Source organism: Arsenicicoccus cauae (assembly GCF_009707125.1).
Classification (GTDB): Bacteria; Actinomycetota; Actinomycetes; order Actinomycetales; family Dermatophilaceae; genus Arsenicicoccus; species Arsenicicoccus cauae.
The window spans coordinates 133,216-159,339 of record NZ_WLVL01000028.1; the positions used below are offsets into that span (position 1 = coordinate 133,216).

Sequence of the window (26,124 nt, forward strand, 5' to 3'; positions counted from 1 at the left end):
GTGAGACGAGCTGCGCGGGCCACCGCGATCCTGACGGTGACCTACCTCGGCGTCCTGTCGGTGGGCAACACCGACTCGCGACGCTGGCTCTACCTGCTCGTGTCCCTGTCCGCGTGGATCGCCTTCGGGCTCGTGGCGCGCTGGTTCTTCCACGTCGGCCGCCCGGGTCCCGCGGACGACGCCGGTCCCGCGGATGACACGCCCGCTGCGCGCCGGCCCCTGCTCGCCGTCGCCTCCCTGGCGCTCGTCGTCCAGCTCCCCGGCCTGTTCTTCCCCCCGGCCAGCTCGACCGACCTCAACCGTTACGTGTGGGACGGCCGGGTGCAGCTGGACGGCGTCGACCCCTACCGCTACGTGCCGTTCGACGACCGGCTCGCCCACCTGCGCGACCCGATCCTGTTCCCGGGCCTGCGGCCCGACGAGGCCTCCGGCGTCACCACCGAGCCCCTGCCTGCGGACCGCGAGGGGGTGCTCGAGTACGCCCGCAACGACGCACGCTCCCCCATCAGCCGCCCGCGCTTCCTCACGCCCTACCCGCCCGTCGCCGAGGCCTACTACGCGGCGGTGTCGGCAGTGACGCCGTGGTCGTGGGGGTCCAAGGGCTTCCAGGTGAGCGGGGCCCTGCTCGCTGTGGCGACGTCGGTGCTGGTCGCGCGCTACCTGCGCTCCCGTGGTCGGGACCCCTTCCAGGCGCTCGTCTGGGCCTGGTCGCCGACCGTCGTGCTGGAGGCCGGCAACGGCGGCCACGTGGACGTGCTCGTCGCCCTGCTGATCGTCCTCGCCGTCATGGCCGCCGTGCACCGACGGGCAGCGCTGGTGGTCGGGGGGCTCGTCGGCCTCGCGGCGGCGGTCAAGCTCACGCCGTTCGTGGTGCTGCCGGCGTTCACGCCGTGGCGGTTCACCCGGGGGGACGGGTCCCCGGCCGGCGTCTGGGGCGGCATACGACGCTCTCTCGTGGTGGGCCTGACCGCCATCGGTCTGGTGGTGCTGGTCTATCTGCCGCACTACCTCGCGGTCGGCCCCGCGATCAAGGGGTCGCTCGACGGCTACCTCGCCGAGGAGGGCGGGGAGAACCGCGCGTCGCTGCTCACCCTCGTGCTGCCGCTGCCGGTCGCCAACGTCGTCGCGGTCGTGGTCTGCCTCGGCGTCGCGGCCTGGGCCGTCCTCGGGCGCCGCGGCCGCGAGGACGACCCGGCGCTGCCCGCGCTCTACCTCTACGGCGCGCTGCTGCTCACGACCACGCCCGTGCTCGCGTGGTACTCCCTGCCGCTCGTGGCGCTGGCCGTCATGGTCGGGCGGCCGGAGTGGCTCGCGCTCGCCGTGGCGGGCTGCTGCGCGTACGGGGGCCACGGGGCGTACCCCGCGACCCCCGTCGCGTATGCCGCGGCGCTGCTCGTGATCTATCTCGTCACGGTGCGCCGGATCAGGCGTCGTCGTCCGCCAGCAGCGACTCCGCCGCGGCCAGCACCACGCACGACGTGAGCACCCGCAGCGCCGTGTCCAGGTCATCGGTCGACGGCATGGTCGGGGCGATGCGGATGTTGCGGTCGTCCGGGTCCACGCCGCCCGGGTAGGTCGCGCCGGCGGGCGTCAACGCCACCCCGGCCTCCTTGGCGAGCTCCACGACCCTTCCCGCCGTGCCGGGCACGACGTCGAGGCTGATGAAGTAGCCGCCGTCCGGGTCGGTCCACTCGGCGATCCCCAGCTCGGCGAGGTCCTTCTCGAGGTGACGCAGCACGGCGTCGAACTTGGGCTCGAGGATCTCGCGGTGCTTGTGCATGTGCGCCTTGACGCCCTCGGTGCTCTCAAAGAACCGCAGGTGGCGCAGCTGGTTGAGCTTGTCCGGCCCGATCGAGCGGAAGCCGTCACGCGCGAGGAACCACGCGACGTTGGCCGCGGACGAGGCGAAGAACGACACGCCACCGCCGGCGAAGGTCACCTTGGACGTCGAGCCGAAGACGAACGCGCGGTCGGGGTTGCCCGCCGCCTCGCACGCCTCGAGGATCGGGTCCAGCTGCGCCTCGCTGCTGCGCAGGTGGTGGATGGCGTAGGCGTTGTCCCAGTAGACGCGGAAGTCCGGCGCCGCGGTCTGCATCGCCGCGAGGCGCCGCACGGTCTCGCTGGAGTAGGTCACGCCCGTCGGGTTGGAGTACTTGGGGACGCACCACATGCCCTTGAGGGTGGCGTCCTTGGCGACGAGCTCCTCGACGAGGTCCATGTCGGGGCCGTCGGGGGTCATCGGCACGGTCACCAGCTCGACCCCCAGCTCCGAGCACACGGTGAAGTGCCGGTCGTAGCCCGGCACCGGCGCCAGGAACCGCACCGTCTGCCCCGCCCAGCCCGTGCCCTCCGGCGCCCCGGGCGGCGCGTGGAAGAACGACGCCGACACGCACTGGTGCATCAGCGACAGCGACGAGTTGTCCCGCACCACCAGCTGGTCCGGGCGGACGTCGAGCAGCGGGGCAAAGATCTCACGCAGCTCGGTGAGCCCCTGCGTCGCGCCGTAGTTGCGCAGGTCACCCTCGGCCTGCGTCGTGTGCTCCCCCTCGGCCAGGACGGTCAGCATCCGCTCGCTGAGGTCGAGCTGCGCGGAGCAGGGCTTGCCGCGCGTGATGTCGAGCTTGAGCCCCGAGGCCTTGGCCTCCTCGTGCTCCCGGCGGGCGCGGTCGCGCGCCTCTCGGAGCAGCTGCGGGTCGACGGTCGGGTGGTTCACAGTGTCCTCCGGTGCTCGAGGTGGTCGACGCGCCCGACCCTACCGACCTGGGCCGTATGCCGCGCGCCCCGCTCACGCCCCGGCCGCCCCCCGCGCGGGCGGTCGCGTGTGACATCTGTGCGCTCCAAGCGCACCTATGTCCGCCACAGCGTCCCTCTGGGCGCAACCTCCGCTGCGCCCATCGTCACTGAATACCTACGGGCTCAGCTCCTCGGACTCCGCTACGGCCGCACCCTCCTCCGTCGGGCGCAACCTCCGCTGCGCCCGTCGTCACTGAGCCGTGTACGGGTTGACCACGACCTCCACCCGCTGGAACTCCTTCAGGTCGCTGTAGCCCGTCGTCGCCATGGCGCGACGCAGCGCACCGATCATGTTGGTCGTGCCGTCGGCCGTGTGCGCGGGGCCGAAGAGCAGCTCCTTCAGCGGCGCCGCGCCGCGGACGTGCACGCGAGCGCCGCGCGGCAGCTCCTCGTGGCGCGCCTCCGACCCCCAGTGGTAGCCCTGGCCGGGGGCGTCGGTCGCGCGCGCCAACGCCGCACCGATCATCACCGCGTCGGCGCCGCACGCGACGGCCTTGACGATGTCGCCAGCCCGGCCCACCGAGCCGTCGGCGATGACGTGGACATAGCGACCGCCCGACTCGTCGAGGTAGTCGCGCCGGGCCGCCGCCACGTCCGCCACCGCGGTGGCCATCGGGGCGTGGATGCCAAGGGTCTGCCGGGTGGTGCTGGCCGCTCCCCCGCCGAAGCCCACGAGGACCCCGGCCGCGCCGGTGCGCATGAGGTGCAGGGCCGCCGTGTAGGTCGCGGCACCGCCGACGATGACCGGCACGTCCAGCTCGTAGATGAAGCGCTTGAGGTTGAGCGGCTCGGCCCGGCCGGACACGTGCTCGGCCGAGACCGTGGTGCCGCGGATGACGAACAGGTCGCAGCCGGCGTCCACGACGGTCCGCCAGTGCTCCTGCGTGCGCTGCGGCGAGAGGGCGCCGGCCACGGTGACGCCGGCATCCCGGATCTCCTTGAGGCGCGCGGTGATCAGCTCGGGCTTGATCGGCTCGGCATAGATCTCCTGCATGCGGCGCGTGACGTCGCTCCCGCCGAGCGAGGCGATCTCGTCGAGGAGGGGTTGAGGGTCGGCATACCGCGTCCACAGGCCCTCGAGGTCGAGGACACCGAGCCCACCCAGGCGACCGATGGCGATCGCCGAGGCCGGCGAGACGACCGAGTCCATCGGCGCCGCCATGATCGGCAGGTCGAAGTGGTAGGCGTCGATCTGCCACGACACCGACACCTCCTCGGGGTCGCGGGTGCGACGGGAGGGGACGATCGCGATGTCGTCGAAGGTGTAGGCCTGGCGGGCGCGCTTGCCACGTCCGATCTCGATCTCGGTCACGTCTGGTGCCTGTCTGTGGAGGTGAAGGGGTGGTGCGGGGCAGGTCAGCGGCCGCTGTAGTTGGGTGCCTCGGCAATCATCTGCACGTCGTGCGGGTGGCTCTCCTTGAGCCCCGCGGACGTGATGCGCACGAACTGCCCCTTGGCCTGAAGCTCGGGCACGGTGCGCGCCCCGACGTAGAACATCGACTGGTGGAGCCCGCCCACGAGCTGGTGGGCCACGGCCTGCAGGGTGCCGCGGTAAGCGACCTTGCCCTCGATCCCCTCCGGCACGAGCTGGTCGTCGCTGGTGACGTCGGCCTGGAAGTAACGGTCCTTGGAGTAGGACTTCTTGGTGCGCGAGCTCATCGCACCGAGAGAGCCCATGCCGCGATAGGTCTTGAACTGCTTGCCGTTGACGAAGATCAGCTCGCCGGGGCTCTCCTCGCAGCCGGCGAGCAGCGAGCCGACCATCACCGAGCTGGCACCTGCGACGAGCGCCTTGGCGATGTCGCCGGAGTACTGCAGTCCGCCGTCGGCGATGACCGGGACGCCGGCCGCCGTGGCCGCCTGCGCCGCCTCGTAGACCGCGGTGATCTGCGGGACCCCCACGCCGGCGACGATGCGGGTCGTGCAGATGGATCCCGGGCCGACACCGACCTTGACAGCGTCGACGCCGGCGTCGACGAGCGCGGCGGCGCCGGCGCGGGTGGCGACGTTGCCGCCGATGATCTGGACGTGCCGGGTCGCGCTGTCGCCCTTGAGGCGCTTGATCATGTCGATGAGCAGGCGCGCGTGGCCGTGCGCCGTGTCCACCACGAGCACGTCGACACCGGCGTCGATGAGGGTGGTCGCGCGCTGCCAGGACTCGCCGAAGTAGCCCACGGCGGCGCCGACCAGGAGCCGGCCGTGGGCGTCGTTGCTGGCCAGGGGGTACTGCTCGGACTTGACGAAGTCCTTGACGGTGATGAGACCGGCAAGCCGGCCCTGCCCGTCGACCAGGGGGAGCCGCTCGCGCTTGTGCTGGCGCAGCAGCGCCGTGGCGTCCTCGCGCGAGATGTCGACCGGCGCGGTGATGAGCGGCATGGGCGACATGACCTCGCGCACCAGCGTGGTGGCCCACTCCGCGACGGGGGTGAAGCGCAGGTCACGGTTGGTGCAGATGCCGAGCAGGGTCAGGTCCTCGGCGACGACGGGCAGGCCGGAGACGCGGTACTCCCCGCAGATCTGGTCGAGCTCCTCGAGCGTGGCGTCGGGGCCGATGGTCACGGGGTTGCTGATGCGCCCCGTCTGGGTGCGCTTGACCAGGTCGACCTGGTAGGCCTGGTCCTCGATCGACAGGTTGCGGTGCAGGATGCCGAGGCCGCCCTGACGGGCCATGGCGATGGCCATGCGCGCCTCGGTGACCGTGTCCATCGCGGCGGACACGAGCGGGATGCGGATGGTGAGCTCACGGGTCAGGCGGGTCGTGGTGTCGACCTCGCTCGGGATGACGTCGGTCTCCCCGGGCAGCAGCAGGACGTCGTCATAGGTGAGCCCCAGGGTGGCGAACTTGTCGGGCACGGCGCGGGTCTCCTCGAGGCTCATGGCGCCAGTCTATCGGCGGTGACCCGGTGGCTCGTATGTCGTCAGCCGGGGCCGGGCGTGCGTCACCGACTCAGCGCTGCTCGCCGCCGCTGCCGCCCCCGCGGCTCGTCCTGGACTCCCGCGTCGCGATCAGCGATCGCTGCTCCCCGGACGTGCGGCGCTGCGAGGTGCCGGAGGTGCGGGCACGGACGGAGGTCGCCGGGACCGACCCGACGCGCGCCGTCCCGGTGGCCGTCGCCGAGGGCGTGGGCGTGGAGGTCGGCCGCACCGTGGGGGTCGTCGGGGACGTGGTCGGCGTCGACGGGATCGAGGTGGGCGACGTCGGCGAGGTGGGCGTGGTGGTGGGAGACGTCGGGCGCGTCGGCGTCGGCCGGGTCGGATGCGTCGGGTGGGTGGTGGGCCGCGGCGACGTGGGTGCCTGGGTCGGGGACGTGGGGGACGTCGGGGCGCCGGTCGCGGGGGTGCCGCTCGGCGCAGGGCCGGTGGGCGACGTACTCGGACGCGTGGAGGGACGGCTCGTGACCGGCCCGGCCGCGGCGGGGGCACCGTCGGGGCGCCCCGGTGAGCGGATGCCGGGACGCGCTGCCGAGGTGGAGGCGGGGCTCGGCGGGTCGGCGAGCACCAGGTGGTCGCCGCGGGAGTCGGTCGCCGTGAGGTCCTGGCGCACCGTGGCGAGCAGGGCCTGGTCGGCGTCGTCGAGCAGCGAGGGGTCACGACGGAGCTGGTCCTCGACGAGGCTCAGGACGGCGGCGGCTCCGTCTCGGTCCCCCGCCCCGAGGCGCTGGGACGCGAGGGCCAGGGCCGTGCGCACCGACCTGCCGTCCGGACCCTGGCTGGTCACGTCGGCCGTTGCGAGCACCGCGGCGTCCGCGGGCCGAGGCGCGGCCACGCCCTTCTCGACGCCGCGCTCGACCTTGCTGACGAAGCCCGCCAGTCCGCCCTCGCTCGCTGCGGCGGCCACGGTCACGCCGGACAGGACGACGGCGGCCACGCCGGCCGCGACCCCCGCGCGGGTGACGATGACCGTGCGCCTGGACGGCAGAGGTCGGGGCAGGTCGTCGACGAGGTCCGCAGGAAGGTCCTCGTCGATGTCGGCGGCCCAGCCCTGGAGCATGTCCAGCACCGGGTCGTCGTGCTCGGGGAGCTGGTCGCGGTCGGCGATCCGCTGCACCAGCTCGTCGTCGTCGCGGACGAGGCGCAGGGTGGGCTGGGGCGTGCCGTCCGGTCGTCGGGTCACCGCGATCCTCCCCCCTCGGCCGGGGCGCCCATGATGGAGCGCAGCCGGGTCAGGGCGCGGTGCTGGGCCACCCGCACGGCACCGGGAGTCATGTCGAGGGAGGCCGCGACCTCCTCGGCGGACATGCCCACCGCGATGCGCAGCGTCAGGATCTCGCGCTGGGTCTCGCCCAGACGGTCGAGCAGGGCCCAGGTGTCGGCCGAGCGCTCAGCGACGAGCACCGTGTCGAGCGGGCCGGCGTCGAGGTCGACCTCGTCGGGCAGCTCGTCGGTCGGCTCGGGGGCGCGCAGGCTGGACCGCATCGCGTCGGCGACCTTGTTGGAGGCGATGCCGTAGACGAAGGCCTCGAAGGGGGCGCCACGGTCCTCGTAGCGGGGCAACGACTGGAGCACGGCGACACACACCTCCTGAGCTGCATCATCGGCTGCCTGCACACCGGCGGGAAGGGCCCCGAGGCGGGCGCGGCAGTAGCGGAAGGCGATGCGTCGGACGTCGGTGAGCAGCGCCTGCAGGGCGGCGGGCTCACCCTGCGCTGCGGCCGACACGACGTCGGCCGAGCGCGTTGCGGGCCCCGTGGGTGACATCGGCCCCGGATCCCCGGACGTTACCTCTTGCGTGGCCGCGTGCGCACCGGCGCCACGGCCGAGGGCGGCGGGACCCCCCGCGTAGACGTGTAGGCGCCGATGGTCACGGGGGTCGGGGACGCTCATCGACACCTCCTCGGGAGCGAGGGACCAACCCCTCGTCGGGCGGGTCGCGGACACGGCGAAGGCCGCCTCGCGGGCGTACCTTCCCCCAGAGTAACCGCCCGGCCCGGCCGGAGCCACCAAGCGCGTCAGGTCAGCTGATCAGCCCGGTGCGATAAGCGATGGCGACGGCGTGAGCACGGTCCGAGGCGTCGAGCTTGCGAAAGAGCCGTCGGGCATGGGTCTTGATGGTGTCCTCCGTGAGGTACAGCTCGGCGCCGATCTCGGCATTGCTGTGCCCCTGGCTCATCCCCCGCAGGACCTCGAGCTCGCGCGCGGTGAGCGTCGCCGCCACGCCGGGACGTCCGGCACCACCTGAGCGCGGCATCGCCTCGCCGATGAACGGCGCCAGGGCCACGGCCAGCTCCTCGCGCGTGGAGTCCTTCATGACGTATCCCTTGGCGCCGTAGGCCAGGGCGCGAGCCACGCCGTCGATGTCCTCGGCCAGCGTCATCATCATGATCTGGGCGTTAGGGCGCAGCGCCAGCAGTCGCTTGACGGCGTCCAGACCCCCCATGCCGGGCATCCGCAGGTCCGTGAGCGTCAGCGCAGGCTGCTCGGTGGCGTACTTCGCAAGGAGCTCCTCGCCGGAGGCCGCGCCGCAGACCCGGGTCACGCCGGGCAGCGAGCCGATGCGGCGCATCATCACCTCGCGGGTGAGTGGCGCGTCGTCGCACACCATCACGGTCGTCATGCGGGCCTCCGGTCGGGTCAATTCAACTACCAAGAGTTATCTTGGCTCACCAAAGCATCCAGGTGCAGGGAAATCATCGAACCCGTCGCAATCTCCCCAAGAGGACAGACCCTACCGAGACCGGGCGGACCCGGTCCGCCGACGGGGCGCCTGATCCCCTGCATGCTCCCGGCCGTTGGCCGTGCGCGCACCGGTCATCACCCTCAGCAAGGTCACCCCGTCGGGGCGCAGCACCTGCCCTCCACGGCTCGCACGACGTCGGCCATGGTGGCCTCCTGGCCCGGCCAGTGCAGCCAGCCCTCCCCCCAGTAGACCTGCTCACCCGCGCGCCCGGACTGGCGCAGTCGTCCGGCGAGCTGGGCAGCGACCGCACCCTCCCCGACGTAGACGACGAGAACCCCCTCCACCGCCCCCGCACCCGCGACGCCACCGGCACTGCCACCGCCCAGGGGACCCTCCCCCAGGGCACGAGCCGACTGAGCCGACGGGGGTGAGGACGCTGACGGGGGTGAGGACGCCGACGAGGCCGGGGACGCCGTCGAGCCGTCCGGCGGGAGGTCGCTGACCGCGATGGAGCGCTCGGCCAGGGCGGCGCGCAGCAGGAGGCGGGCGGCGGGGTCGTCGAACCCGGGCAGCGACACCACATGCACCGGCCGCAGGTTGCGAGGGCTGCGGCGCAGCCGGACGTCGCCGACCGCGCCGGCGGTGGCGGACGCGAGCATCGCGTCGGCGCGTCCCTGGGCGGCGGGGGCCAGCATCCACGCGGCGTTGCGGGCGGGCAGCACCCGCTCGTCCCAGGTGCGGGCGGCCCCGAGGTCCCGCTGGGCGAGGCGCAGCAGCGCCGTGCTGCCCTGCGCGTCGCCGTTGCCCAACGTGCCAAGGAGGGTCATGACCGGCGCCGCCACCTCGCTGCCCTGGGCCCCCCGGCCGAGGTAGCCGCCCCGCAGTGCGGACGACTCCGCCTGTCCCGGGACGAGGGCCGGCTCCCCCTCCGGCGGGTGGACGCGCGAGGCGGTGGAGGCGAGCTCCTCGGTGGTCGCGTCCAGGGCACGTCTCGCGGCGTCCCGCGACGTGAGACCGGACTGGGTGAGGGTCCTCATGAAGCGCAACCGCGCGACGTCGGTCTCGGAGTAGCGGCGGTGCAGACCGGACCGGTGGCCCGACGGCTCGAGGCCGTAGCGTCGCGCCCACGTGCGCAGGGTGGACGGGGCGACTCCCACCATCTCGGCCACCACGGCCACCGTCAGGCTCTCGAACCCGCTGGGACGCCGCGAGGCGCCGGTGCTAGCAGCCATGTTCAATATCCATCCTCGTCGCAGCCACGGGGCCGTCCGATCCGCCGTCACGCTCGCCGACCCCCGTCGACCTGTCAACCAGGTGCAACGATCCCCAGGGTCACCCCGTCAGCCCGCGTCCACCCGCCGGTCACCCCGAGTCCACCCGACCGGCGCGAAATTGACACAGAGTTGCCAGGTTTGCACATCGTGTGTCGAGTCTTTTGCGTCGGGCTTCACCGTCGCCCACGGAGCGAGAAGGCGACCCGGATTACCCGTGATGCCCCTTGTCGCAGGTGCAATCACGCAGGTACGGTCTTTCGCAGCAGCAGCCCCCGCCACCACGCGGCGTCGCTGGTCAGGGCTCACGGGTCACCCCAGGTCACTCGGGAGTATGTCATACGTTTGATCATTGTGCGAAGTGCTCGCATGGTGTGACCTGCGTGACAGTCCGGTCATCGACGGCGCAACCCTGCACAGGAGCACACATGGCCGAGATCAGCCGACTCCCCGGACCCGTCGCCGATCAGTGGGACTGGCAGCTGCAGGGCTCCTGTCGGCGGGAGAACCCCGACGTGTTCTTCCACCCCGAGGGCGAGCGTGGTCCCGCCCGGCGCAACCGCGACGGCGCGGCCAAGGCAGTGTGCGTCGCCTGCCCCGTCCTCGAGCAGTGCCGCGAGCACGCCCTGCGGGTCCGCGAGCCCTACGGCGTGTGGGGTGGCATGACCGAGGACGAGCGCGAGTCGCACTACACCACGATCGCGATCGCCTGACCCCGGCGCCTGCTCGTCGGCGGAGATCCCGCCGCCCCGCACCACCTACAGCGCGAAGGCCGCCCACCCCCTCGGGGTGGGCGGCCTTCGCGGCGTCCGTCCTGCTCGGCTCAGTGGCCGTGACCGTGACCGTGGCCACCGGCGGGAGCGGCGGGCTCCTCCTCGGGCTTCTCGACCACGAGGGTGTCGGTCGTCAGGACCATCGAGGCGATGGACGCGGCGTTGCGCAGCGCGGAACGCGTGACCTTGACGGGGTCGATCACCCCGGCGGCGACCAGGTCGACGTACTCCCCGGTCGCGGCGTCCAGACCGTTGCCGGGCTCCAGCTCGCCGACCTTGGACACGGCGACGTAGCCCTCGCGCCCGGCGTTCTCGGCGATCCAGCGCAGCGGCTCGGCCGCGGCCTTGCGCACGATGTTGGCGCCGGTCAGCTCGTCGCCCTCCAGCTGGAGGTCGTCGAGCGCGCGGACCGCGTGGACCAGGGCGGAGCCGCCACCGGCGACGATGCCCTCCTCGATCGCGGCGCGCGTCGCGGAGATCGCGTCCTCGATGCGGTGCTTCTTCTCCTTCAGCTCCACCTCGGTGTAGGCGCCGACCTTGATGACGCAGACGCCGCCGGCGAGCTTGGCGAGGCGCTCCTGGAGCTTCTCGCGGTCCCAGTCGGAGTCGGTGCGCTCGATCTCGGCCTTGATCTCGGCCACGCGACCGTCGACAGCCGAGGCGTCGCCCGAGCCGTCGATGATCGTCGTGTCGTCCTTGGACACCACGACGCGGCGGGCCTGGCCGAGGACGTCGAGGCCGACCTGGTCGAGCTTGAGGCCGACCTCCTCCGCGACGACCTGGCCGCCCGTGAGGATGGCGATGTCGGCGAGCATGGCCTTGCGGCGGTCGCCGAAGCCCGGCGCCTTGACGGCCACGACGTTGAAGGTGCCGCGGATCTTGTTGACCACCAGGGTGGACAGCGCCTCGCCGTCGACGTCCTCGGCGATGATCAGCAGCGGCTTGCCGGCCTGCACGACCTTCTCGAGCAGCGGCAGGATGTCGGCGATCGCCGAGACCTTGCCCTGGTTGATCAGGACGTAGGCGTCCTCGAGGACGGCCTCCATGCGCTCCGGGTCGGAGACGAAGTACGGCGAGATGTAGCCCTTGTCGAACTGCATGCCCTCGGTGAACTCCAGCTCGGTGCTGGCGGTGGAGGACTCCTCGACGGTGATGACGCCGTCCTTGCCGACCTTGTCGAAGGCCTCGGCGATCTGCGTGCCGACCTCGTCGTTCTGCGCGGAGAGGGAGGCGACGGCGGCGATCTCGGACTTGCCGGAGACCTCGCGGGCGTTGGCGAGCAGGCGCTCGGACACGGCGTCGACGGCCTTGTCCATGCCGCGCTTGACCCCGGCCGGGGCGGCCCCCGCGGCGACGTTGCGCAGGCCCTCCTTGACCATGGCCTGGGCGAGGACGGTCGCGGTGGTGGTGCCGTCACCGGCGATGTCGTTGGTCTTGGTGGCGACCTCCTTGGCGAGCTGCGCGCCGAGGTTCTCGTAGGGGTCGTCCAGCTCGATCTCGCGAGCGATGGTCACCCCGTCGTTGGTGATGGTGGGGGCGCCCCACTTCTTGTCGATCACGACGTTGCGCCCCTTGGGGCCGAGCGTGACCTTCACCGCGTTGGCGAGGGCATCCACGCCGCGCTCCAGGGACTTGCGAGCGTCGTCGTTGAACTCCAGCGTCTTGGCCATGAGCTTCCTTGTCAGTCGAGAGGTATGACGAGAGCCCCAGCCCCCAGCCGCGAAGGCTCGGGCCGGGGCTCCCAGAGTCAGTGCTGCGTGCGTGCGAGCGTCAGCCGACGATCGCGAGGACGTCGCGGGCGCTCAGGATGAGCAGCTCCTCGCCGCCGTACTTGACCTCGGTGCCGCCGTACTTGGAGTAGATGACCTTGTCGCCGACGGCGACGTCGACGGGGACGCGGTTGCCCTTGTCGTCGATGCGGCCGGGGCCCACGGCGAGGACCTCGCCCTCCTGGGGCTTCTCCTTGGCCGTGTCCGGGATGACGAGACCGGACGCGGTGGTCTGCTCGGCCTCGACGGCCTTGACGACGATGCGGTCCTCGAGCGGCTTGATGGAAACCGACACTGTGGTGACCTCCCCTTCGGGAATGTCGAGAGTGGACAGATGTATGGACTCCGGTGCCGTCGTGCGTCGGGCCGCCGTCGCGGGGGTCGACCCTTAGCACTTGCCTACCGAGAGTGCTAACTCACAATCTAGGAAGCCGCTGGCACTCGGTCAAGTCGAGTGCCAGCGGCTGTCCCGCCGGTGGGGGAGGATGGCCCCCATGGACCTCGCCACCACCCGCGCGCTCACCTCCCCCGAGGGGCTCGCGCTGCTCGAGGGACTCCCGCCGTATGCCGAGGCCAGCTCGCTCGCGACGTCGACCGCCCTGCGCCGCGACGGCCACTCCCCGGAGCTGGTGGCGGCGGTGCTGACGCAGAGCCGGTTGCGGCAGCGGGGACGCGCCAAGCTCGGCGACGCCGTCGACCGGCTCCTGCTCACCCCCGACGGCCTGGAGCAGGCCACCCGCCCCCAGGTCGCCCGGCAGCACGCGGAGCGCCTGGTGGCGGCGGGGGTCCGCACCGTGCACGACCTGGGGTGCGGCCTGGGGCTGGACGCCGCCGCCATGGCCGAGGCCGGCCTCGAGGTCCTCGCCGTGGACGCCGACCCCGTGACCGCCGAGCTGGCCGGGCACAACCTCGCGCAGGTCCCCCTGCCTGCCGGCACGCCCGCCCCGCAGGTGCGGTGCGCCCGCGCCGAGGAGGTGGCCGACGAGGGGGTGGGCGCGGGCCGGCATACGGCCGTCTGGCTCGACCCGGCCCGCCGCACGCCGGGGGTGGCCGACGCGACCGGGCGGACCCGCCGGACCTTCCGCCTGGACGACCTCGCCCCCTCCTGGGAGCTCGTGCAGGAGGTGGCCGGTCGGGTGCGGGCGGCCGGGGCCAAGCTGTCCCCCGCCTTCCCCCACGCCGCCCGCCCCGTCGGGGCCGAGGCGCAGTGGGTCTCGTGGCGCGGCGAGGTGGTCGAGTGCGTGCTGTGGTGGGGCGACGCGGCCCGGTGGGCCGGCCGCACCGCGCTGGTGATGGACGGCGACGCCGCCACCCTCGGCTCCGCGCACGTGGTCACCGAGGCCGACCTGCCCGACGACGGCCCCGCGCCGGGGAGCGACCGGGGCGAGCTGCTCCACGAGCCCGACCGCGCGGTCATCCGCGCCGGGCTGGTCGGGGCGCTGGAGGCCCTGACCGGCGGCGCGGAGCTCGACGAGGGGGTGGGCTACGTGCGGTCCCCGGACGGCGGGCAGGTGGGGGTGCCGTGGGCCCGGACCTACCGGATCCTCGACGAGATCCCGTTGCAGGACAAGGCGATCCGGGCGTGGTGCCGCGAGCGCTCGATCGGCGACCTCACGCTCAAGAAGCGCGGCGTCGACGCCGACCCGGACCGCCTGCGGCGCTCCCTCAAGCTGCGCGGCGACGGCCGCGCCACCCTGGTCCTCACCCGCCAGTCCGGCCGGCCGGTCGCCCTGCACGTGACCCCGGTCTGACGGCTGCGGCTCGGCTCACAGCAGCGCGTCGCGCTGAGCCCCCCGGTGCCGCACCGCGTCGGCGCCGGCCCGCAGCGCCCCGGCCACCGCGTCCTCGTGGGTCGCCCCCAGCGCCAGGTGGGCGGCCAGCGCCCCGCAGAACGCGTCGCCCGCACCCGTCGTGTCCACGACCTCCTCCGGCGGGACCGGCGTCGCCGGGTGCTCCACCCCCATCCAGGACGCACCCGCCGCGCCGAAGGTCACCAGCAGCGACGCGGGGAAGGCCCCGTCGTCGGCCAGCTCCAGCGCCTCGTGCTCGTTGACCACGAGCGGGTCCGCCGCCTCGACGACGTCGAGGGGCAGGTGGTGGTAGGGCGCGGCGTTGACCACTACGCGGATGTCCCGCGTCGACACCCGCTGCACCGCCGCCGTCACCGTCTCGATCGGCACCTCCAGGCTGACCAGCAGCACGTCGCCCGCCGCCATCGTGTCGAGGACCCCCATGTGGTGCGGCAGCAGCTCGGCGTTGGCGCCGGGGCTGACGACGATGACGTTCTCCCCCTCGAGGTCCACGGTGATGAACGCGTGACCCGTCGGCTCGCCCTCGACGACGCGGACGTGCGAGACGTCGATCCTCCTGTCCTGCAAGCGATCACGGTATGCCGCGCCCGCCTCGTCCCCACCGATGGCCGCGACCATGACGACCTCCGCGCCCGCTGCCGCCGCCGCGACCGCCTGGTTGCCGCCCTTGCCGCCCGCCGTGCGCCGGGTGGACCCGCCGACGATCGTCTCGCCGGGGCGGGGCAGCCGGTGGACCGTGGTGGTGAGGTCGACGTTGACGGACCCGAGGACGTAGACGCGGCTCATGCCCCCATCATGCCGGTCCCCCGGCCACGCCGGGCGGGCACGGCCGCGCCCGGGTAGCGTCGGGCCCGATGTCCCCGCACGCCGCCCCCACCCTCGCCCCCACCCCCGCGCGGGCTCTGCTCGTCGCCGCGGCCCTCGCCCTGGCCGCCGGGTGCTCGACCCCTGCCTCGACCCCCGCCTCGACCCCCGCCTCGGTCCAGGCACAGCCCGGTGCCCCCGCCGGCAAGCCGACGCCGCCGAGCACGACCGGCACCGCCACGGCCCGCACCACCGCGCCCGTCCTCGACGTCACGGGGTTCCCCCGCCGCGGGGCCTCGCCGGGCTCCGGGGCAGCCACGCCCGACGTCTCCGCCACGCCGACCGCGGCCGCGGGCAGCTCCCGGCATACGGCCGAGGGCTCCTGCTCCGCCCGCATCGTCGAGGGACTCACCCCCGAGCAGCGGGTGGGGCAGCTCGTCATGGTCGGGATCGCGCGCGGGCGCGAGGACGACGCGCGCCGAGCGATCGCGGAGCGGTCGATCGGCAACGCCTTCTTCATCGGCGGGTGGCGCGACCGTGGCCAGGTCGCCGAGGTCAGCCGCCGCCTGCAGCGCGCCGCCGACGAGTCCGGCCACGGGCTCGACCTGCTCGTCGCCGCCGACCAGGAGGGCGGGCGGGTCCAGCAGCTCAAGGGCGAGGGTTTCCGGCGCCTGCCGTCCGCGGTGGAGCAGGCCGCGCTGCCGCCCGACGAGCTGCGCGCCCTGGCGACGGACGCCGGGCGCGAGCTGCGCGCCGCGGGCGTCAACCTCAACCTCGCCCCCGTCGCCGACACCGTCTCCCCCGAGCTCGGCCGGGCCAATGCCCCCATCGGCGGCCTGTCCCGGCAGTACGCCACGGAGCCCGGCGCGGTCTCGACGCCGGTGTCGGCCGTCGTCGCGGGGCTGCACGCCGCCGGTGTCGGCGCGACGCTCAAGCACTTCCCCGGGCTGGGCCGCGTCCGCGCCAACACGGACCACTCCGCCACGGGCATCGACGACACCCAGACGACCGCCGACGACGCCTACCTGCAGCCGTTCGCGGACGGGATCGCCGCCGGGGCCGACGTCGTGATGATGTCGACCGCGCGCTACCGGCGCATCGACCCGGCCACCCAGGCGGCGTTCTCTCGCCCGGTGGTGACGGGGGTCCTGCGCGAGCGGCTGGGCTACGACGGGGTGGTGGCCACCGACGACCTGGGCGGGGCGGAGGCCATCCAGCACATCCCCACCGGGGAGCGCGCGGTGCGCTTCGTGCGGGCCGGCGGCGACGTCGCCGTGACCGGGATCGCCCGGGACGGCAGGGTGATGTCACGCGCCCTGCTGGCGGAGAGCCGACGGGACCGGGCGTTCGCCGGGCTGGTGCGCCGCGCGGCCCAGCGGGTCGTCGAGCTGAAGGTGCGCCGCGGCCTGGCCCGCTGCGGGTAGGTGTGCTGACCGGACACGTTGATCGACCGCGTCGGGCTGCACGGGTGCGCTTCGTCTGCCCTAGCCCCGGTCTTTCACCGGGTTCCTGAGTTGGTGCTCGGGTGAGGCTTCGACTCTGATTCCGGTGCGGGGCGCGGCAGGGTGCCGGCTGGCGCTGCCGGGCTGCGGTTCTCCGATGGTCTTTCGGGTCGTGGGGTGGGCGGCTTGGTCAGGCGGGGTCGGGGATGGCTGCGATGTTCGCGAACACGGCGACGATCGCTGTGGTCCAGGGCCAGGAGGTCGGCAGGCGTAGCCGTCGTCGTCGTTGACCTCTGGTCAGGCGTGCGGGGACGTGCCACAGCCGGTACCGCAAGGCCTTTGGCTCACATGCTCTCAACCCAGCGGCGTCACCGTGCAGGGCGAGCAGGCGGGTCCAGGCGACCAGGTCGGCGGCGAGCATCACGCACGTCAACCACGCCTGGTTGATCGCGAACTCCCGCGACGGCAAGCGTCCCAAGCCGGTGTCCTTGGCGTGGCGGATGTGGTCCTCGACGCGGGCGTGGGCACGGTGGCGGGCCTCCAGGTGGGCGAGCTGCCCGACCTTCGTGTTCGTCACGAACGCCTGGTACCGGTACCCGTCTGCTTCTTCGAGCAAGGACAGCTGAGCGCCGGGGTGGGGGCGTTCACGCCGGACGATGACCCGCATCCGGTCCGGCCAACGTGTCGCGAAGTCCCTGGCGAGCAGGCCGGTGATCTCGACGACCTCGGCGCCTTCACGCACGCTCCCGTCGGCCTCGACCGCAGGGGTCCACGCGGTCTTGGGCACCTTCGTGATGGCCTCGCGTACTGCGGTGTGGATGGGGAAGCCGAGGCTGTACTCCACGCTGCGGCCGCGGATCTCGTTCTGGGAGGTGGGCCAGTCGATCAGGCCGTGTGACGCCCCGGCCCCATCGGAACGAATCAACAGGTGCTTGCGGTGGGCGGCGGGGACCTGAGCGATCGCCGCCGTGAGGACCTCGACGTGATCGCTGGTGGTGTTCGAGCCCGCGTTCCCCGCCCGCAGCGTCGCGGCCAAGAACTCGGAGGTGTTATCGCACCACACCCCGATCGGGTGGTACCCGAAGGTCCGTTTGAACGTCGCCGCCGCGTTCTCCTTCTCGCAGTGGGCGATCACGATCGTCGCGTCCACGTCGAGCACGACGACCTGACCGAGCCCACGCCCGGCCGCGGTCGACTCCGGCACCCCGCCCGGGATGCTCGCCCACACGTGCCGACGCGTGCGGGCTCTGGACACGGCGATCTTCTTCATCCGACCCGGGGTGACCTCGTCCAAGGTCCGCCAGACCGTCGGCGCAGACACCACCGGGCCCAGCACCCCCTCCTGGTCGCGCAGCACAGCGATGTCACTGATCGCCTCACCACCATCGACGAGCATCGTGGCGACGTCCACCAACACCCGCCCCCGGTCGTGCACCGGCAGGAAGTCCCGCCGCGCCATCGCCCCTGACAAGCCGCTGGTCAGACCGACCCTGTCCGCCACCATGCGTGCCGCCGCTGCGCCGGCGTGCCCGACGACACCGACACCATCACCGGTGACTACCAACCCTGCGGACCACGACGTACGCTTCACCTACCGAGTGCTTTCTGCTGGGCGACCTGGGACCTTAGACAAGTCCAAGTCTGCCCTGGTCAGGGAGCACTTCGGCGCATCCGGGCCCCATCACGACCAGACGCGCCGTGAACGATCGGGGCTAGGCAGACCTGGAGTCCAGTGTGGCGCGGTAGGCGTCGAAGAAAGTTGCGACGCGATCAGGGACGGCCGCCTGGCCGTTGGCCGTCCCGGCGGGCATGCCGAGCAGATGACGGGTCCACTGGGTCGAGTCGCAGCGGAAATCAACGTCATCGCAGGTCTGGGAGTCGCGGGTCGCAACCAGTCCGGCGTCGTCCAGGTGTACGTCGTAGAAGTATTCCTGGGGCCGAGGGCAACGGCTGTCCAACAGCTTCAGGCGGAGGCTGACCGGGGCGCCCTGCATGGCCGGGCGCGTGCACATTGTCTTCATCGCGAGGACGGCGGCACCGGCTCCGCGACCGAGGCGTCGACACCCTACCCAGCATCAAGGCCGAGTGAGAATCCCTAGACTAAAACCGCTCACTCTTCGACCGCCGAAACTGCTCAGTTTTCGAACGCCGTCGACACGGATTCGCTACGCATCGAAGCTGTTCGGCCCAAGGCCCCGCCAGATGCATCGTGTGAGGGCCTCCGACATCCTCCCCGCTTGTCGCGGTGACCCGGCGCGCCGAGGTTCCATCCCGCATCACTAGTCAACTTGGGCTATGGCGGGGACTGTCGGATTATCGGTGGGCGGGGTGCCCGGCGTTCTTAGGTGGTAGAGGGGGTGATGCGTCCCTCGAAGGTGATGGCGAAGGCGTTCAGGGGTGCCTTCCACCGCATGACCCATCGTGCCCTGCCTCTCCCGGTGGGGTCCAGGGAACGGGTCACCAGGTAGAGACACTTCAACGCGGCGGCGTCGTTCGGGAAGTGCCCTCGCGCACGGACGGCGCGCCGGTAGCGGGCGTTCAACGACTCGATCGCGTTGGTCGTGCAGATGACCTTGCGGATCTCGACGTCGTAGTCGAGGAAGGGCACGAACTCGCTCCACGCGTTGCGCCACATGCGGATCGCGGCGGGACAGACGGGCTCCCACGTGGCATCGAAGTCCTCGAACCGTGCGGCGGCCTGCTCGGCGTTGACGGCCGTGTACACGGGCCGCAGGTCCTTGGCCATCGCGTCCCAGTGCTGGCGGGCCGCGTACCGGAACGTGTTCCGGATCAAGTGCACGACGCACGTCTGTACGGCTGCGAGCTCCCATGTCGTGGTGATCGCCTCGGGCAGTCCTTTCAGCCCGTCGCACACGGCGATGCAGACGTCCTCGACACCGCGGTTCTTGATCTCGGTGAGCACGTTCAGCCAAAACTTTGCGCCCTCCCCGCCGTCGCCGGCCCAGATCCCGAGGATGTCGCGCTCCCCGGCGGTCGTCACGCCGATGACGATGTAGAAGGGCTTGTTGGTGACCTGCCCGTCACGGACCTTCACCCCGAGAGCATCGATGAAGATCACCGGGTACACGCGGTCCAGGGGCCGGTGCTGCCACTCAGACATCTCCGCGGCGACCTTCTCGGTGATCCGACTGATCGTGTCCTTGGACACCGACGCGCCATACACCTCGGCGAAGTGCGCCGCGATCTCACCGGTGGTCAGCCCGCGCGCCGACAAGGACAGGACGAGCTGATCGACGCCGTCCAGACGGCGTTGCCGCTTCCGGACGATCTTCGGGTCGAATGTGCCGTCCCGGTCCCGCGGAACGTCGATCGTGACCGGCCCGATCTGCGTGAGCACCGTCTTCGATCGGGTGCCGTTCCGCTCGTTCCCGCCCCCGTCGACCGGCGCCGGCTTCGCGTGCCGATCCGAGTGCTCGTAGCCGAGGTGCTCGGTCAGCTCTTCCTCCAGAGCGGTCTCCAGCACCTGCTTGGTCAGGCCCGTCAGCACACCGTCGGGGCCGACCAGGTCGACTCCTTCAGCGCGGGCCTGGTCCACCAGACGCTGCGCCAGCGCCTGCCTGTCGTCATCGTTGAGGTCCACGACCCCAATCGTGTTCGTCATGCTGCCTGCTCTCCCGCCGAGCACCGCTCAGCGCGTCAGGCCGAACCCCCACCCACCGTTGTTCTGACACTCCCCTCAACTGATCGCCGCCCGCTTCCAGGTCTCTCGACCGTTCCACTGGCGATAGCCGACGGGTGGGCCTACGCCCGCTGCTACACCAGCGAACAGGATCGCCGCGACGCCCTCCCCGGCTGACTGCACCAGTACAACCAGCACCGTCCGCAGACCGCATGTGGAAACCCGCCGCCTTTTTCGCGATCGATCAACGTGTCCGATCAGTACAGCTAGGTCAGGCCGAGACCACCGTCACCGGCATCGACGAGTCGGCCGGCAGGCCGAGGTCCGAGGGCTCCCGGCCACGCATCACCATCTGCGCCCCGAGGGCCGCGACCATCGCGCCGTTGTCCGTGCACAGCCCCGGCCGCGGCACGCGCAGCGTCACCCCGGCCGCGTCGCACCGCTCCTGGGCGAGGGCGCGCAGACGCGAGTTGGCCGCGACGCCACCCCCGACGACCAGGTCGGCCACGCCGTGCTCGCGGCAGGCGAGCAGGGCCTTGCGGGTCAGCACGTCGACCACGGCCTCCTGGAAGCTCGCGGCCACGTCCGCGACGGGCACGTGCTCGCCGGCCTCCTGCTTGGCGCGCACCCACCGCGAGACGGCGGTCTTGAGCCCGGAGAAGGAGTAGTCGAAGCGATGCCGCTCCAGGTCCTTGGCGGCCGTCAGCCCGCGCGGGAAGTCGATGACCACCTGCCCCTCGCGGGCGGCCCGGTCGATGTGCGGCCCGCCGGGGAAGCCGAGCCCGAGCACGCGCGCGACCTTGTCGAAGGCCTCGCCGGCCGCGTCGTCGATGGTCTGCCCCAGGTGCCGGACGTCGTCGGTGATGTCGGGGACGAGCAGGAGGTTGGAGTGCCCGCCGGAGACGAGCAGCGCCAGGGTCGGCTCGGGCAGCGGGCCGTGCTGCAGGGTGTCGACGGCCACGTGGGAGGCGAGGTGGTTGACGCCGTAGAGCGGCGTGCCCAGCGCCACGGCCAGCGACTTGGCCGCGGCCACGCCGACGAGCAGCGCCCCCGCCAGCCCCGGCCCGGAGGTCACGGCGATGGCGTCGAGGTCCTCCAGCCGCACCCCCGCCTCGCGGCAGGCGCGCTCGATGGTGGGGACCATGGCCTCCAGGTGCGCGCGCGACGCGACCTCGGGGACGACCCCGCCGAAGCGCGCGTGCTCGTCGACGCTGCTCGCGATCGCGTCGACGAGCAGGGTGCCCCCGCGCACGATCCCGACCCCGGTCTCGTCGCAGGAGGTCTCGATGCCGAGGACGAGGGGCTCGTCGGTGCGGGTCATGCGCGCTCTCCCTGGGTGGCGAGGTGGTCGGGTCGTATGCCGGGAAGGTGCCGCCGCATCACGAGGGCGTCCACCCCACCGGGCTGGTAGTAGCGACGTCGCACGCTGATGACCTCGAACCCGTTGCGGTCGTAGAGCGCTCGCGCCGGGGCGTTGTCGGCGCGGACCTCGAGCAGGAGCGCCTCGGCGCCGCGGGACCGGGCCCGCACCACGAGCTCGTCGAGCATCCGGCGACCGAGCCCGAGCCCCCGGGCCCCGGGCGCCACAGCGATCGTCATGACGTCCGCCACGTCACCTGCGGCGTCGATCCCGGCATACGCGAGGACACCGCCACGCGACGGGTCGTCCCAGACGACGTAGTCGCGCCGCGGGCGCTCGGCGAGCTCGGCCCACCAGGTCTGCTCGCTCCACGCGTCGTCGGCGAAGGCCTCGCGCTCGAGAGCGGCGAGGCGGGGGATGTCGGTCCAGCGCAGCTCGCGCAGCATCAGACCACCGTGACGGGGGCGACGGACGGGACGGCGTCTGGGCGCCGCAGATAGAGCGGGGTGGTGTCGTCGAGGGACGCACCTGCGGCCAGGCGGCGCACGGCGAGGTCGGCGAGCCAGCCGGCGGACACGTCCAACGGGGCGCCGGCCACGGGCTCCCCGAGCAGGTCGGGATAGAGCACCGGGCCACGGCCGACGACGGGACGTCCGTCGAGCCGGGGGGCGAGGTCGGCCGGGCGGCACACGTCCGGCGCCCACTCGGCCACGGGCAGGCCCTCCTCGATGCGGTAGCCCGCCCAGTAGACCTCCTTGCGGCGCGCGTCGGTGGCGACGACGAACCGCTCCACCCCGCGCAGGGGCCCGTGCGCGGCCTCGTGCGCCAAGGCGTCCAGCGAGCACAAGCCGTGGACCGGGACGGCCCGGGCGAGGGCGAAGGTCCGCGCCGTCACGATCCCGACGCGCAGCCCGGTGAACGGGCCTGGGCCGGTGCCGGTGACGACGGCGTCGACGTCGCGGGGGGTCAGGTCGGCCTGTCGCAGGACCTGCACGATGCCCGGGGCCACGAGCTCGCCGTGCGCCCGCGCGTCCAGGACGCTGCTCTCGGCCTGCACGCGCGCGCCGTCATGCAGCGCCACGGTGATGGCGGTGGTGGAGGTGTCGATGGCCAGCAGCACCCCCCAACCCTACCGGGGGCGAGGGCATCGACCGGCCTACGTACCGCAGGCCGATGCCCTCGCCCCCGGCAGGTTCAGGTCGCCTCGTTGGTGACGCGGGCTGCGGCGATCGGCAGAGAGCGACCGAGCACGGGGGCGAGCGCCACCCCGGCCAGGGCGACGGCCGTGAGGGCCACCCACACGGGCAGGGGCCCGCGGGCGAGCAGCCACGAGAACCCCACCGGCCCGAGGACGGAGGCGACGTTCCACGACAGCTGGTAGGCCGCGAGGTAACGACCTCGCAGGTGCTCGGGCCGGCTGTCCACCGCCACCGTGGTGAGGACCGGCCCGGCCAGCAGCTCCCCGACGGTGTAGATGCCGGCCGACACCAGGACGCCCACGGCGGCGAGGACCGGGGCGAGCAGCCCGGCCGCGGCCATGAGGACGAACCCGACGGCATACGCAAGGTGCCCCGCGGCGACGATCCGGTGCCGACGGTGCCCCCGCATGGACCGGACGGCCAGCCCCTGCCCGAGGCCCACCATGACGGTGTTGAGGGTGAAGATCGCGCCGGTCACCCACCCGGGCAGCCGCAGGACCTCCACGGCATAGACGGGCATGGCGTAGTTGAGCGCGAGACCCCCGAGGGCGTAGATCGTGTTGACGACGATCAGCGTGTGGAAGGGCCGGTCCCGCAGCACCGTCGACAGCCCGGAAAGGGCGCCGGCGCGCCCGTCCTCGTCGGCGCGGTCCGCGGCGGCTCGCCGATCGTGCGCCGGCACCCCGAGGAGCAGGCCGAGGGCGAGCAGGTATGACGCCGCGTCGGCCGCCACCATCGCGCGAAAGGCGGTGGGGGTGCCGACGGAGATGGCGACCCCGGCCACCAGGCCGCCGACCGCGAAGCCGACGTTGCGCAGCGCGCCGAGGAAGCCGTACCACAGCTCGCGCTCGCCGGGCCGGGTGATCGCCGCGACCATCGGCGAGTAGGACGCCCAGAATGCGGCCTGGCCCATCGCGACGAGAGCGGTCACGAGCTGCACCCCGAGGTAGCCGTCGACGAGCAGGTAGCCGAGGTAGCCCGCCGCCTGGATCGCGTTGGCCGCCAGCAGGATCCGCTTGGCGCCGTAGCGGTCGACGAGGTGACCGACGAGCAGCACGACGGGCAACGAGGCGGCCGCGGCCACGGACAGGGCGAGCCCGACCTGCTCCAGCGGCACGTCGGTGGTGCGCAGGAAGTACAGGACCGAGATGGGCATGAAGACGCCGCTGCCGATGGCGTCGACGCCCATGGCGACGACGAACCGGCGGTGGTGGCCGATGGGTGGGAAGCCGAGTCGGGAGAGCACGCCGTCAGCCTGCTACATCAAGCCCGCTTCACCTCAACGGATGTCGATGACGATGCGAGATGGGTTGCCGCGCTTGATGATCCGCTCGACGAGCATGAAGGCCTTGAACTCGAGGCCGTACTTGGCCGCCATGGTGCTCATGACCCGCTGCACGGTCCAGGGGTCGTCGTGGACGGTGGCGCGGGCCTCCACGGTGGGGGCGTCCGGCGCCACCCGGCCCCGCCGGTCGCAGGGTCGCAGGGTCACCCGGTCGTCGCGGCGCAGGCGGCGCAGCTTGCCGGTGCCCTCCGGCGTGATGACCACGAGGGCGTCGCCGTCGCGAGCCACCCACACGGGGGTCGCCACGCCCTCCCCGTTGCGGCGAAAGGTCGTGAGGGAGACGAAGCGTTCGTGGCCGAGGGCGGTGAGGGTCGTCATACGGCTCAGGCTAGGGCGCGTCGGGTGCTGACGGGTGTCCTGTCGAGGAGGAGAGTGCGCCCGGAGGGGTCTGCCGTCTGGGCGACCGTTACCCGTCTGGGCTGCCATCGCGCGTCTGGTGCTGCAGCTCGAGACGGGGCACGCACGTCAAGACCGGGCACGGGCTCAGCGCACGCTACCCGGCGCGGTCACCCCATCCCTCGCGTGGGTCCGGCCAGGTCCCGGACCGCCGCGAGGACGTCCGGACCGGCCCACCGCTGCCCGTGGCCGGTGAGCCGGGCCGTGCGGGTGGTCTCGCCCGTGAGCTCGAGCTCGAGATAGTCCTCGGACAGCAGCTCCGCCACCCCGTGCCCCCACTCGACCACGGTCACCGACTCGTCGACGGTGGCGTCGAGGTCGAGGTCGTCGAAGTCCAGCGCCCCGGACAGACGGTAGGCGTCCACGTGGACCAGCCGCGGCCCGCCGACCAGCGAGGGGTGGACCCGGGCGATGACGAAGGTCGGCGAGGTGATCGGGCCCCGCACGCCGAGCCCCTCCGCCAGGCCCTGGGTGAGGGTGGTCTTGCCGGCGCCGAGGTCACCGGTGAGCAGGAGCAGGTCCCCCGCCCTCAAGAGCCCCGCGAGACGGCGCCCCAGGTCCTGCGTCGACGCGGCGGTGGGCAGCGAGATGGCGTGCGGCTCAGCGTGATCAGGGGTCACGACGTTCCTTCCCGGGGCGGGCGGAGGTGATGGGTCCGGCGACGGACCGGACCTTGCGGGCCTGACGCTCGACCTGCTCGGTGGCGCGGGCGACCTGCTCGCGGCGCCGGGCCTGCTGCTCGCGCCGCAGGGTGGCGCGGTTGTGCACGAGGTCGGTGACCTCGCGGCGTCGGCCGCGGGTCTGCGCGGTCGTGCCGACGGGCACCGCCTCCCGCGACGCGAGGCCGCCGACGGCCGCCCGGTGCCGCTCGGCCCGGTCCAGCATCGCCAGGATCTCGTCGGTCACGAGATCGGGGTACTCCAGCATGATCAGGTGCCCGGCGTCGGTGACGAGGACGTGCTCCGCTCCTGGCAGCAGCCGCACGATCTCGTCGCTGTGGCGTGGCGGGGTCATCAGGTCGTGGGTGCCGTTGATCACGAGCGCCTCGATCCCGGCGAAGGTCGCCAGCGCCTTGCGCTCGTCGTGCTCGGACAGGGTGCGCAGGTAGCCGTGCATCACCTCGATGGGCGTCGCCATGATGATGTCGGCGGCGTAGCGCAGCAGGCTGGGCGGCACGGGCGAGTGGAACGAGTAGCGGTAGGTGAAGAAGTCCTCGGCCTGGCGGGCGAGGCGGCGGGCCTGCTCGACGGCATCCTGGCGCCCGGCCAGCGGCGCGAGGGCGAACGGCCCGACACGCTGGGCAGCGCGACCGAGCAGGTCGCCCAGCTGCACCCTCAGCTCCCCCTCCCCGCCCGCGCTCGTGGCGACGAAGGCCACGGCGACGCAGCGCTCGCACACGAGGGTGGGGCAGAGGCGGGCCAGACCCATCTGGGTCATCCCGCCCATCGAGTGGCCGACGAGGGCGAACGGCATCTCTGGGCAGGTCGCGTCGATCACGGCCTTGAGGTCCCCACCCAAGGTCTCGATGCGGTAGGAGTCGCGGGCGCCCTGCCCCGACCGGCCGTGGCCGCGCTGGTCCCACAGCACGACGCGGTAGCCCGCCGCGACCAGCCGGCGCCGGACGAAGATCCAGGCCCGGGTGGACAGGGTGTAGCCGTGCGAGATGACGACGGTGGGTCGCCCGTCCACCGCCGTGGCGGGGTCGGGCTCGTCGATCTCGACGTGGAGCACCGTGCCGTCCTCGACGACGACGACCGTCTCGTGCGACGGCGTGTGCTCGTAGGTCTCCCCCGTCTCCGGGGCCATCGCGTGGGCCCGCGACAGCACGCCGGCGAGGGCTCCGGCCGCGACGGCGCCGAGGCCGAGCCCGAGCCCGGTCAACCGGCCGACCGGCGTCATGTCAG

The 26,124-nt window shown here is 72.7% G+C and carries 24 protein-coding genes and 1 pseudogene; 5 read left to right on the forward strand and 20 right to left on the reverse strand.

Annotation, left to right across the window (positions count from 1 at the left end; all coding sequences use genetic code 11):
* On the forward strand, nucleotides 1-1,482 hold the full coding sequence (locus tag GGG17_RS08175) for a glycosyltransferase family 87 protein (RefSeq protein ID WP_154593239.1): 1,482 nt from the start codon (nucleotides 1-3) through the stop codon (nucleotides 1,480-1,482).
* On the opposite strand, the gene GGG17_RS08180 is transcribed toward GGG17_RS08175, so the two are convergent.
* The 7 genes from GGG17_RS08180 to GGG17_RS16425 all read right to left on the reverse strand — a co-directional run bounded on the left by GGG17_RS08180 (nucleotide 1,424) and on the right by GGG17_RS16425 (nucleotide 9,642).
* The gene (locus GGG17_RS08180) at nucleotides 1,424-2,713 is read right to left on the reverse strand and encodes an aspartate aminotransferase type Ic (RefSeq protein ID WP_311966527.1); all 1,290 of its coding nucleotides are present in this window, start codon (nucleotides 2,711-2,713) and stop codon (nucleotides 1,424-1,426) included. The two genes, GGG17_RS08175 and GGG17_RS08180, sit on opposite strands and share 59 nt — an antisense overlap.
* A 270-nt stretch (nucleotides 2,714-2,983) precedes the next feature.
* On the reverse strand, nucleotides 2,984-4,105 hold the full coding sequence (locus GGG17_RS08185; protein ID WP_288799191.1) for a GuaB3 family IMP dehydrogenase-related protein: 1,122 nt from the start codon (nucleotides 4,103-4,105) through the stop codon (nucleotides 2,984-2,986).
* Nucleotides 4,106-4,149: 44 nt separating this feature from the next.
* Complete coding sequence (guaB, locus tag GGG17_RS08190) at nucleotides 4,150-5,670, reverse strand: IMP dehydrogenase (protein WP_154593240.1); 1,521 nt, start codon at nucleotides 5,668-5,670, stop codon at nucleotides 4,150-4,152.
* A 70-nt stretch (nucleotides 5,671-5,740) separates the two neighbouring features.
* Nucleotides 5,741-6,907 (reverse strand): hypothetical protein, encoded by a 1,167-nt coding sequence (locus GGG17_RS15990; protein ID WP_195849171.1) that lies wholly within the window; start codon nucleotides 6,905-6,907, stop codon nucleotides 5,741-5,743.
* A complete protein-coding gene (gene shbA, locus GGG17_RS08200) occupies nucleotides 6,904-7,491 on the reverse strand; it encodes an RNA polymerase sigma factor ShbA (RefSeq protein WP_154593241.1) in 588 nt (195 codons plus the stop codon). Before shbA ends, GGG17_RS15990 begins: the two co-directional genes overlap by 4 nt.
* Nucleotides 7,492-7,747: 256 nt before the next feature.
* On the reverse strand, nucleotides 7,748-8,347 hold the full coding sequence (locus GGG17_RS08205) for a response regulator transcription factor (RefSeq protein ID WP_154593242.1): 600 nt from the start codon (nucleotides 8,345-8,347) through the stop codon (nucleotides 7,748-7,750).
* Nucleotides 8,348-8,559: 212 nt separating this feature from the next.
* Nucleotides 8,560-9,642, reverse strand: coding sequence for a MerR family transcriptional regulator (locus GGG17_RS16425; protein WP_230082813.1), 1,083 nt, complete (start codon nucleotides 9,640-9,642; stop codon nucleotides 8,560-8,562).
* A gap of 467 nt (nucleotides 9,643-10,109) precedes the next feature.
* On the opposite strand from GGG17_RS16425, the gene GGG17_RS08215 reads away from it, so the two are divergent.
* Complete coding sequence (locus GGG17_RS08215; RefSeq protein ID WP_154593243.1) at nucleotides 10,110-10,394, forward strand: WhiB family transcriptional regulator; 285 nt, start codon at nucleotides 10,110-10,112, stop codon at nucleotides 10,392-10,394.
* A gap of 110 nt (nucleotides 10,395-10,504) precedes the next feature.
* Here the strand turns inward: GGG17_RS08215 and groL are convergent, their stop codons facing one another.
* Together groL and groES are read right to left on the reverse strand one after the other, a co-directional pair.
* Entirely contained in the window at nucleotides 10,505-12,124 is a 1,620-nt protein-coding gene (gene groL, locus GGG17_RS08220) for a chaperonin GroEL (RefSeq protein ID WP_154593244.1), read from the reverse strand.
* A gap of 100 nt (nucleotides 12,125-12,224) precedes the next feature.
* Nucleotides 12,225-12,518: a co-chaperone GroES gene (groES, locus tag GGG17_RS08225; RefSeq protein WP_019285526.1), complete on the reverse strand. Its 294-nt coding sequence runs from the start codon at nucleotides 12,516-12,518 to the stop codon at nucleotides 12,225-12,227.
* Nucleotides 12,519-12,717: 199 nt separating this feature from the next.
* Between groES and GGG17_RS08230 the strand changes: the two genes are divergently transcribed.
* Complete coding sequence (locus GGG17_RS08230; RefSeq protein WP_154593246.1) at nucleotides 12,718-13,974, forward strand: class I SAM-dependent methyltransferase; 1,257 nt, start codon at nucleotides 12,718-12,720, stop codon at nucleotides 13,972-13,974.
* Between the two features lie 15 nt (nucleotides 13,975-13,989).
* Here GGG17_RS08230 and GGG17_RS08235 read toward each other — a convergent pair whose 3' ends face one another.
* Entirely contained in the window at nucleotides 13,990-14,820 is an 831-nt protein-coding gene (locus GGG17_RS08235; protein WP_154593247.1) for a ribokinase, read from the reverse strand.
* 68 nt (nucleotides 14,821-14,888) lie between these two features.
* On the opposite strand from GGG17_RS08235, the gene GGG17_RS08240 reads away from it, so the two are divergent.
* A complete protein-coding gene (locus tag GGG17_RS08240) occupies nucleotides 14,889-16,262 on the forward strand; it encodes a glycoside hydrolase family 3 N-terminal domain-containing protein (protein ID WP_154593248.1) in 1,374 nt (457 codons plus the stop codon).
* Nucleotides 16,263-16,470: 208 nt separating this feature from the next.
* Here the strand turns inward: GGG17_RS08240 and GGG17_RS08245 are convergent, their stop codons facing one another.
* From GGG17_RS08245 to GGG17_RS08255, 3 genes are all read right to left on the reverse strand, one after another.
* On the reverse strand, nucleotides 16,471-17,871 hold the full coding sequence (locus tag GGG17_RS08245) for an IS1380 family transposase (RefSeq protein ID WP_311966528.1): 1,401 nt from the start codon (nucleotides 17,869-17,871) through the stop codon (nucleotides 16,471-16,473).
* A gap of 121 nt (nucleotides 17,872-17,992) precedes the next feature.
* On the reverse strand, nucleotides 17,993-18,301 hold the full coding sequence (locus GGG17_RS08250; RefSeq protein WP_195849172.1) for a hypothetical protein: 309 nt from the start codon (nucleotides 18,299-18,301) through the stop codon (nucleotides 17,993-17,995).
* Nucleotides 18,302-18,621: 320 nt separating this feature from the next.
* Nucleotides 18,622-19,902, reverse strand: coding sequence for an IS256 family transposase (locus tag GGG17_RS08255; RefSeq protein WP_154593250.1), 1,281 nt, complete (start codon nucleotides 19,900-19,902; stop codon nucleotides 18,622-18,624).
* 123 nt (nucleotides 19,903-20,025) lie between these two features.
* Here GGG17_RS08255 and GGG17_RS15995 point away from each other — a divergent pair.
* Nucleotides 20,026-20,190 (forward strand): annotated as a pseudogene (locus GGG17_RS15995) (IS481 family transposase); the annotation flags it as partial.
* 1 nt (nucleotide 20,191) lies between these two features.
* On the opposite strand, the gene tsaD reads toward GGG17_RS15995, so the two are convergent.
* From tsaD to GGG17_RS08290, 7 genes are all read right to left on the reverse strand, one after another.
* Complete coding sequence (gene tsaD / locus GGG17_RS08260) at nucleotides 20,192-21,241, reverse strand: tRNA (adenosine(37)-N6)-threonylcarbamoyltransferase complex transferase subunit TsaD (protein WP_154593251.1); 1,050 nt, start codon at nucleotides 21,239-21,241, stop codon at nucleotides 20,192-20,194.
* The gene (gene rimI, locus GGG17_RS08265; protein WP_154593252.1) at nucleotides 21,238-21,726 is read right to left on the reverse strand and encodes a ribosomal protein S18-alanine N-acetyltransferase; all 489 of its coding nucleotides are present in this window, start codon (nucleotides 21,724-21,726) and stop codon (nucleotides 21,238-21,240) included. The genes tsaD and rimI overlap by 4 nt, the downstream gene beginning before the upstream one ends.
* Nucleotides 21,726-22,400 carry a tRNA (adenosine(37)-N6)-threonylcarbamoyltransferase complex dimerization subunit type 1 TsaB gene (gene tsaB, locus GGG17_RS08270; protein WP_311966529.1) on the reverse strand — a complete coding sequence of 225 codons (675 nt, stop codon included), beginning with the start codon at nucleotides 22,398-22,400 and terminating at the stop codon, nucleotides 21,726-21,728. Before tsaB ends, rimI begins: the two co-directional genes overlap by 1 nt.
* Before the next feature lie 74 nt (nucleotides 22,401-22,474).
* Entirely contained in the window at nucleotides 22,475-23,725 is a 1,251-nt protein-coding gene (locus GGG17_RS08275) for an MFS transporter (protein WP_311966530.1), read from the reverse strand.
* 33 nt (nucleotides 23,726-23,758) lie between these two features.
* Nucleotides 23,759-24,142 carry a PPOX class F420-dependent oxidoreductase gene (locus tag GGG17_RS08280; RefSeq protein WP_154593253.1) on the reverse strand — a complete coding sequence of 128 codons (384 nt, stop codon included), beginning with the start codon at nucleotides 24,140-24,142 and terminating at the stop codon, nucleotides 23,759-23,761.
* A 188-nt stretch (nucleotides 24,143-24,330) separates the two neighbouring features.
* Entirely contained in the window at nucleotides 24,331-24,840 is a 510-nt protein-coding gene (tsaE, locus tag GGG17_RS08285) for a tRNA (adenosine(37)-N6)-threonylcarbamoyltransferase complex ATPase subunit type 1 TsaE (protein ID WP_375804510.1), read from the reverse strand.
* A complete protein-coding gene (locus GGG17_RS08290; protein ID WP_195849173.1) occupies nucleotides 24,830-26,119 on the reverse strand; it encodes an alpha/beta fold hydrolase in 1,290 nt (429 codons plus the stop codon). Before GGG17_RS08290 ends, tsaE begins: the two co-directional genes overlap by 11 nt.
* Nucleotides 26,120-26,124: the final 5 nt, after the last annotated feature.

Coding starts and splice junctions, on each gene's coding strand:
- guaB (WP_154593240.1), bottom strand. CDS start 5,670: ATGAGCCTCGAGGAGACCCGCGCCGTGCCCGACAAGTTCGCCACCCTG.
- shbA (WP_154593241.1), bottom strand. CDS start 7,491: ATGTCACCCACGGGGCCCGCAACGCGCTCGGCCGACGTCGTGTCGGCC.
- GGG17_RS08205 (WP_154593242.1), bottom strand. CDS start 8,347: ATGACGACCGTGATGGTGTGCGACGACGCGCCACTCACCCGCGAGGTG.
- GGG17_RS16425 (WP_230082813.1), bottom strand. CDS start 9,642: ATGGCTGCTAGCACCGGCGCCTCGCGGCGTCCCAGCGGGTTCGAGAGC.
- GGG17_RS08215 (WP_154593243.1), top strand. CDS start 10,110: ATGGCCGAGATCAGCCGACTCCCCGGACCCGTCGCCGATCAGTGGGAC.
- groL (WP_154593244.1), bottom strand. CDS start 12,124: ATGGCCAAGACGCTGGAGTTCAACGACGACGCTCGCAAGTCCCTGGAG.
- GGG17_RS08230 (WP_154593246.1), top strand. CDS start 12,718: ATGGACCTCGCCACCACCCGCGCGCTCACCTCCCCCGAGGGGCTCGCG.
- GGG17_RS08235 (WP_154593247.1), bottom strand. CDS start 14,820: ATGAGCCGCGTCTACGTCCTCGGGTCCGTCAACGTCGACCTCACCACC.
- GGG17_RS08240 (WP_154593248.1), top strand. CDS start 14,889: ATGTCCCCGCACGCCGCCCCCACCCTCGCCCCCACCCCCGCGCGGGCT.
- GGG17_RS08250 (WP_195849172.1), bottom strand. CDS start 18,301: ATGAAGACAATGTGCACGCGCCCGGCCATGCAGGGCGCCCCGGTCAGC.
- GGG17_RS08255 (WP_154593250.1), bottom strand. CDS start 19,902: ATGACGAACACGATTGGGGTCGTGGACCTCAACGATGACGACAGGCAG.
- tsaD (WP_154593251.1), bottom strand. CDS start 21,241: ATGACCCGCACCGACGAGCCCCTCGTCCTCGGCATCGAGACCTCCTGC.
- rimI (WP_154593252.1), bottom strand. CDS start 21,726: ATGCTGCGCGAGCTGCGCTGGACCGACATCCCCCGCCTCGCCGCTCTC.
- GGG17_RS08280 (WP_154593253.1), bottom strand. CDS start 24,142: ATGACGACCCTCACCGCCCTCGGCCACGAACGCTTCGTCTCCCTCACG.
- GGG17_RS08290 (WP_195849173.1), bottom strand. CDS start 26,119: ATGACGCCGGTCGGCCGGTTGACCGGGCTCGGGCTCGGCCTCGGCGCC.